Annotated in this window: 7 protein-coding genes; 4 read left to right on the forward strand and 3 right to left on the reverse strand. The window is 41.0% G+C overall.

Going from position 1 to position 6,811, the window contains the following annotated elements:
- Nucleotides 1-54 precede the first annotated feature (54 nt).
- The 3 genes from HPK16_RS10305 to HPK16_RS10315 form a co-directional block, all read right to left on the reverse strand.
- Nucleotides 55-732, reverse strand: a complete 678-nt coding sequence (locus HPK16_RS10305) for an ABC transporter ATP-binding protein (protein WP_181676876.1) — start codon at nucleotides 730-732, stop codon at nucleotides 55-57.
- The gene (locus HPK16_RS10310) at nucleotides 732-1,832 is read right to left on the reverse strand and encodes an ABC transporter permease (protein ID WP_181676877.1); all 1,101 of its coding nucleotides are present in this window, start codon (nucleotides 1,830-1,832) and stop codon (nucleotides 732-734) included. The genes HPK16_RS10305 and HPK16_RS10310 overlap by 1 nt, the downstream gene beginning before the upstream one ends.
- A gap of 67 nt (nucleotides 1,833-1,899) precedes the next feature.
- Entirely contained in the window at nucleotides 1,900-3,066 is a 1,167-nt protein-coding gene (locus tag HPK16_RS10315) for a MalY/PatB family protein (protein WP_181676878.1), read from the reverse strand.
- 151 nt (nucleotides 3,067-3,217) lie between these two features.
- Here HPK16_RS10315 and yugI point away from each other — a divergent pair, with 151 nt between their 5' ends.
- The 4 genes from yugI (at nucleotide 3,218) to HPK16_RS10335 (ending at nucleotide 6,425) form a co-directional block, all read left to right on the forward strand.
- Entirely contained in the window at nucleotides 3,218-3,583 is a 366-nt protein-coding gene (gene yugI, locus HPK16_RS10320) for a S1 domain-containing post-transcriptional regulator GSP13 (protein ID WP_181676879.1), read from the forward strand.
- A 155-nt stretch (nucleotides 3,584-3,738) separates the two neighbouring features.
- Nucleotides 3,739-4,152, forward strand: a complete 414-nt coding sequence (locus HPK16_RS10325; protein ID WP_181676880.1) for an NUDIX hydrolase — start codon at nucleotides 3,739-3,741, stop codon at nucleotides 4,150-4,152.
- Nucleotides 4,153-4,231: 79 nt separating this feature from the next.
- Nucleotides 4,232-5,581: a glucose-6-phosphate isomerase gene (locus HPK16_RS10330; RefSeq protein ID WP_181676881.1), complete on the forward strand. Its 1,350-nt coding sequence runs from the start codon at nucleotides 4,232-4,234 to the stop codon at nucleotides 5,579-5,581.
- Nucleotides 5,582-5,666: 85 nt separating this feature from the next.
- A complete protein-coding gene (locus HPK16_RS10335; RefSeq protein ID WP_181676882.1) occupies nucleotides 5,667-6,425 on the forward strand; it encodes a DeoR/GlpR family DNA-binding transcription regulator in 759 nt (252 codons plus the stop codon).
- Nucleotides 6,426-6,811: the final 386 nt, after the last annotated feature.

Below are 6,811 nucleotides of genomic sequence, written 5' to 3' on the forward strand. Positions count from 1 at the left end.
AGATTTGAAAAAAGCGATATGCCCAAAAAAAATCAGAGGCATATCGCTTTCCTATTAATCCTTCGTCAAAACACCATCTACCATCCGATAAACATGATGGCATAAATCCAACATCCGCTCATCATGCGTTACCATAATCACCGAACGCTCTTTACCTTGCACTTCCTCACGAAGCAATTCCACGACTTCCCGACCTCGCGTAGAATCAAGGCTTGCAGTAGGTTCATCCGCCAAAATTATAGCAGGCTCATTAATCAGCGAGCGCGCAATCGCCACTCGTTGTTTCTCCCCACCAGACAAATCTTTCGGATAAAAATGCAAGCGATCGCCAAGTCCAAGTTGTGTTAGTAATGCCTCACTTTTTCGTGAAACATCCAGCTTTTCTTGCCCAGCCAATTTTCCGATAAACTCAAGTTGTTGCTGTGCTTTCAAGTAAGGAACAAGATGTGCTGCTTGAAAAATAAATCCGACCTCAGACAAGCGTAATTCCGTCTGCGCCTTTTTAGAAAGATCACTGATGACCTTCCCATTTATGGCGATTTTTCCTGATGTTGGCGTGAGTAGCGCACCAGCCAAAGATAAGAACGTACTTTTTCCAGAGCCAGAAGGTCCGACAATCGCAATCAATTCCCCAGCATTCGCTTCAAAATTAGTTTCGCGCAACGCATGAATCGTCGTTGGACCAGAAGGATAGGTTTTCGTTACATTTTCAAATTTTAAAAGAGCTGTCATTATTGATCGCCTCCCCGAATCGCGTCCAGCGCGTCTACTTTAGCAATTTTGATGAGTGATAGGAGCGAGCCGATAACCGCTACCGCAAAAAATAGCACACTGTAAAGCGTCATCGTCCAGCCCGTTAAACGAAACGGCATCGCGTCAGGCATAATCGTTGAAAGTCCAGCCGTTGCAGCGATACTGATTCCAATACTCACGACCGAAATGAGCACAACTTGCGACACAACACTTGCCACCAAGTAACTCGTCTTCGTTCCAAGTGCCTTCAAAATCCCAAATTGTCCTGTTTTTTGCAATGTCATAATATAGAAGAAAGCCGTCAAAATGAAGCCACCAATCACGATCAAGAAGAAGATCATCATATTAAGCGTCATTTGTTCCGCAGAATAACCAGGAATTTGACCAAGGAAATCCTTATGCGTAATAACCGTCAAATCCTTATTATCGAGTGAAACATCTTTATCCGCATCCTTAGCAAGAATCGCTACTGTACTCGTTTGCGGCGTTTTTTGGTGGTAAAGGCTCGGGTTAATCGATTGCCAAACCGCCATATTCATATAAACAACAGGAGCATGGCTATACTTCTGGTCCTTCGCAAAACCAATAACTGTCATCTGCTTATTCAAAATATCGTCCTCTAGCACATCACCAATCTGCAAGTCCCCTTTTAGCGACGAGTCTAAAATAACACCATCAGGTTTCGTCACGCTCATCTGCGAGCCCGAAGTTACTTTCGGTTCCAAAAAACTACCCGGCGTAATCGCATAAACGGCCATGCTGAATTTCTTCCCATCATCCGCGCGTTTCAAAGTCTGCATCGATTGACCAAGAACTGCGGCATCTTTTACATTCTCGCCATCCTTAATCCCAGCCAAATCTGATTCAGGAAAAAGCGAACGCTCCACTTTACCTTGCGCATCTTTTGCTAAAACATAATACGGCACATCATTATTCGCGACAGAAGAAGCATTATCATACGCCAAACCATTCGCTAGCCCTGATAGAAACAAGGATAACAATACAATCAAAATCATAATCCCCGTCACTAAGAAATAGCGTAACTTCGAATAAAGCAATTCACGAAGTCCTAAAAACATATATTTTCCAACTCCTCATTTTTTAATTTTCCTTCTCAAGTATAACAAACAAATCGTGAAAAACCGATCAATGCGTTTTCGTAAGGCCATCAATCAAACAAGCGACCCCTTTTTGCAAAGTCTCTTTCGGACAAGCAATATTTAAACGAACAAAGCCCGAACCCGCGATGCCAAAATCAGAACCCATCTGCACCCCAACCCCAGCATCAATCAAATTTTGATAGATTGTTTGGTCATCCAAACCGAGCGACCGGCAATCCAGCCACATCAAATAAGTAGCCTCAAGCTTCGTTACCCCAACAGTCGGACAATGTTTTTCAATTTCAGCCTTCGTATAGTGATAGTTCGCAAAAATATAATCACGCAACTCATCCACCCACTCAGCGCCAAAACGATAAGCCGCTTCCATGCCAACCGCACCAAATGAATTCAGCTCTGGCCGTGATGTATACTTCGCTTCGTACTCAAATTTTTTCTGAAATTCCGGATTCGTCGTAATAAAGAAGGATGCCTTGATTCCAGCTAAATTAAACGTCTTTGTCGGCGCCATCAATGTAACAATCTGTGCTGCGTAATCGGGAGTTGCAACAGCAAGCGGCGTGTGCGTCACACCAGGCATGGTCAAATCCGAGTGAATCTCATCCGAAATTATCGGCACACCATAACGTTCACAAAGTGCGACCATTTTTTGAAGCTCTGCGGGAGTCCAACTACGACAACCAGGATTATGCGGATTACAGAGAATAAACAACTCTACCTGCTTCACCTTTTCCTCAAAATCAGCCCAATCCACTTGGTATGCACCGTCTTCATAAATCAGCGGAGTCAGTGTAACAACGCGCTCCGTTTGTGCAGTCACCAAGAAGAACGGATGATACACCGGCGAATGCATCAAAACCGCGTCTCCTTTTTCCGTTAACGAACGAATCGCCATAGATATAGAAGGAACAACCGCAGCATTCAGAAAAATAGCAGATTCATCGACTGTGTAATCGTGGCGAGTAGCCAACCAATTCACAATGCTCGGCTTTAATCCAGGAACCGTCATCGAATATCCGAAAATCCCGTGATCTAGCAATTTTTGAAAGGCTTGGTGAACAGCATAAGGAGGCCTAAAATCCATATCCGCCACCCACATCGGTATAATATCTTCCGTTCCAAATAAATTCTTCACATCATCCCATTTCTCGCTGTTTGTCCCAATACGCGGGATTACTTCATCAAAATGACTCATCACAAAATCCTCCTCAAAAAATACGCTTTTCAGTCCCATTGTATCATAATCTCATGCGAAACAATGTCTAAAATCAAATCTAATAATTGTGTATTTTGAGGCGTAGTGATATAATTTGTAATTATTGAAAGTCAGAAAGTAGGAATAGAGAATGAGTGAATTTAAAGTTGGCGATATTATTACAGGTAAGGTAGCAGGAATCCAAGGCTACGGCGCGTTTGTTGCATTGGACGACAAAACACAAGGATTAGTACACATTTCAGAAATCCACCACGGTTTTGTAAAAGATGTGCATGAGTTTTTAGAAGTTGGACAAGAAGTAAAAGTCAAAATTCTAGAAATCAATAATGAAACAAATAAAATCAGCTTATCGATCCGCGCGACGGAAGAAGCACCTGCAAAAGCAAAACAAGAATCAAAACGTCCACAGCAACAACAAATGTCATCTGGACCAGACGAAGGCTTCAATACCTTGCGCGACAAACTACAAGAGTGGGTAGACAAAGCAGACAAGTAAACCAATGATTCTTAGGAGACTTCACACAGGAGTTTCCTAATCATAAGGTTTTCTGTTTTTAATTAACAAACATTTTAGATAACATAGTTAATGATTACTTCGCGGGTTTGAATTTTTAGATAATTTTAAATATAAACCTTAAGGGAGGTTTGTTCATGAAGAGGGTACTGTTAGTGAAGGGATTTATTTACAATGAAAAAAAGGATGACATTCTACTCGTGAAAAATCGCGATTTAAAATGGTCATTTCCAGGAGGTCGGGTCGAAACCGATCAAACACTAGAACAAGCGCTAATCTCAAAAGTGAAGCAACAAACAGGGATTAACTGTACAATTGATAGCTTATTGTATGTCAAAGAACGCAGAACTGCCTGGGAACATGTCTGCTTATTTGTCTATAAAGCAACCGCGACAGGAGATTTTCTGACTGTGGAGAAAGATGATAGCGTTTTTCATGCAAGGTGGACCTCAATTCCCCAAGCAGATGACCTACTCCAAGAACAAGACGTTGCCATCAACAAACTAGTTTTAGAAAATGGCGTTCCGTATATTTTGCCACAAGAAAATTAGGACACACTATTCTTGCTAAATACACATAGTTGATATAAAGTAAGTACTATAAACAGGCACTAAATTTGGAGGGAAAACGATGACACATATTCAATTTGATTATTCAAACGCATTGAAATTTTTCGAGCAACATGAAATCGACTATTTACAACCAGCTGTCACAGCAGCACATGAAGCACTACATAATGGCACTGGCGCAGGAAATGAGTATCTAGGATGGATCAATCTACCCCGCGATTACGACAAAGAAGAATTCACCCGCATCCAAAAAGCAGCAGCAAAAATCAAAGCAGATTCTGAAGTTCTGATCGTTATCGGTATCGGTGGTTCGTACCTTGGTGCACGTGCCGCGATTGAAACACTAAATCACGCATTCTATAATGTACTAGACAAAGAGAAGCGTCAAGCTCCGCAAGTATTTTTTGCAGGGAACAGCATTAGTTCAAGCTATTTACACGACCTTATCGACGTGATTGATGGCAAAGACTTCTCGGTTAACGTTATTTCTAAATCAGGTACAACAACGGAACCGGCAATCGCATTCCGTGTATTCAAGGAACTTTTAGAAAAGAAATACGGTAAAGAAGAAGCGAAATCTCGCATTTACGCAACAACCGATAAAGCAAAAGGCGCATTGAAAGAACTATCAAACTCAGAAGGATACGAAACATTTGTCGTTCCAGATGATGTTGGTGGCCGTTTCTCCGTACTTACAGCTGTAGGACTATTACCAATCGCAGCAAGTGGCGTAGATATCGAAGCAATGATGAAAGGCGCTGACGCAGCTCGTGCCGATTTCAGTAGCCCCGAATTAGACAAAAACATCGCTTACCAATATGCAGCAGCTCGAAACGTTCTCTACCGCAAAGGTAAAGTCACTGAGTTGCTTATTAACTATGAACCAGGCCTACAATACTTCAACGAGTGGTGGAAACAACTATTCGGCGAAAGTGAAGGAAAAGACCAAAAAGGAATTTATCCATCCAGCGCAAACTTCTCTACAGACTTGCATTCTTTAGGTCAATACATCCAAGAAGGACGCCGCAACATTTTCGAGACAGTTGTAAAAGTAGAAAAAGCCCGTCACGAAATAACGATCAATAAAGAAGACAATGATCTTGATGGACTCAACTACCTAGCTGGGGAAACCGTCGACTATGTAAACGACAAAGCTTTCCAAGGGACCCTACTTGCACATACAGATGGAGATGTACCTAACTTTGTAGTAGAAATCCCATCATTAGACGCCTATTCATTCGGCTATCTAGTGTACTTCTTTGAAATCGCAGTGGGCGTGAGTGGCTACCTAAATGGTGTAAATCCATTCGATCAACCAGGAGTAGAAGCTTATAAAGCCAACATGTTTGCATTACTAGGCAAACCAGGTTACGAAGAAATGAAAGCAGAACTAGAAAAACGCTTGAAATAATATCTCAAATCTGCGTGAAACCTCCAGAACCTAGGGAAGTGCCACGCAGATTTTTTAGTTAGTCACATCACGAAAGGAGAAAAAGATGCTTTCCATCGAACGCAAACAAGCCATCCTAAACTATGTAAAAAATAAAAAAATAGCTAGCGTCAATGAACTAGCTCGTCATTTCGAAGTCCACGAAGTCACCATTCGCCGCGATTTAACAACCTTAGAGAATGAAAAAAAACTAAAGCGAACACACGGCGGCGTTATGATAGAAGAGAAAATCATATCTGAACCAGATTTTCAAAAACGTGAAGAAGTCCAATTTGAGGAAAAACAACGCATTGCATCCTATGCTTCATCGCTTATCGAGGATGGAGACACAATCATTCTTGATTCTGGCACTACAACAGGCCATATCGCTAGAGCCATCCAAGACCGCACAAAACTAACGGTTATAACGAACGACATCAATGTAGCAACCATTCTACGCCATTCTTCTATCAAAGTCATTGTTACAGGTGGTGTTCTATATCCTGAAACCTATATGCTAAATGGTATGATTACCGAAGAAACCCTACGAAATTTACATGTTCATAAAGCGTTCGTCACGACACCAGCTATAGACTTAGATAAAGGTCTCATGCACTACGACGAGTACTTAGTACCAGCAAAAGTCCAGATGCTACATTCCGCAACAGAAGTTTTCCTAGTAACGGACCACACTAAGTTCGGAAGAATATCACTGTACAAATACGCAGATTTTGTTGACATTACTAGTATTATCACAGGAATCGAACTAGATTCTTCATTAAAGGACCGTTTTTTAGAGAAGGGCTTGATTATCCATACAACCTAGTGAATATGCAAAGGAATAAATAATTATAAATAAATTTGCGAAATACTATTGCGTTTATAGAATATACATGGTATTCTAGTTATCGTGCCTCTTATAAGTAATTAGAAAAACGGCTAATAGCAAAGGATTTCCAAGCTTTATGCTTGAAAATCAGCTAAAAAACAGCATTTAAACTTTTATTCAAAAAAAAGATAAAAACTGTTGACAAAGATTAGCCCTAATGATACTATAAGAAGGTCGCTGCTAGATGAAAGCGAATGAGAGATTGACCTTTGAAAACTGAACAGAAACAAAGATAAAACCAATAGAGACAGTGATGTTTCTAGGTAAGAATCGCAGGGCGGAAATAGAAAGCTATTTCCAAAAGTAATACTAGTAAAGTAATT

The sequence above is a fragment of the Paenilisteria rustica genome (assembly GCF_013820765.1).
Taxonomy (GTDB): domain Bacteria; phylum Bacillota; class Bacilli; order Lactobacillales; family Listeriaceae; genus Listeria_A; species Listeria_A rustica.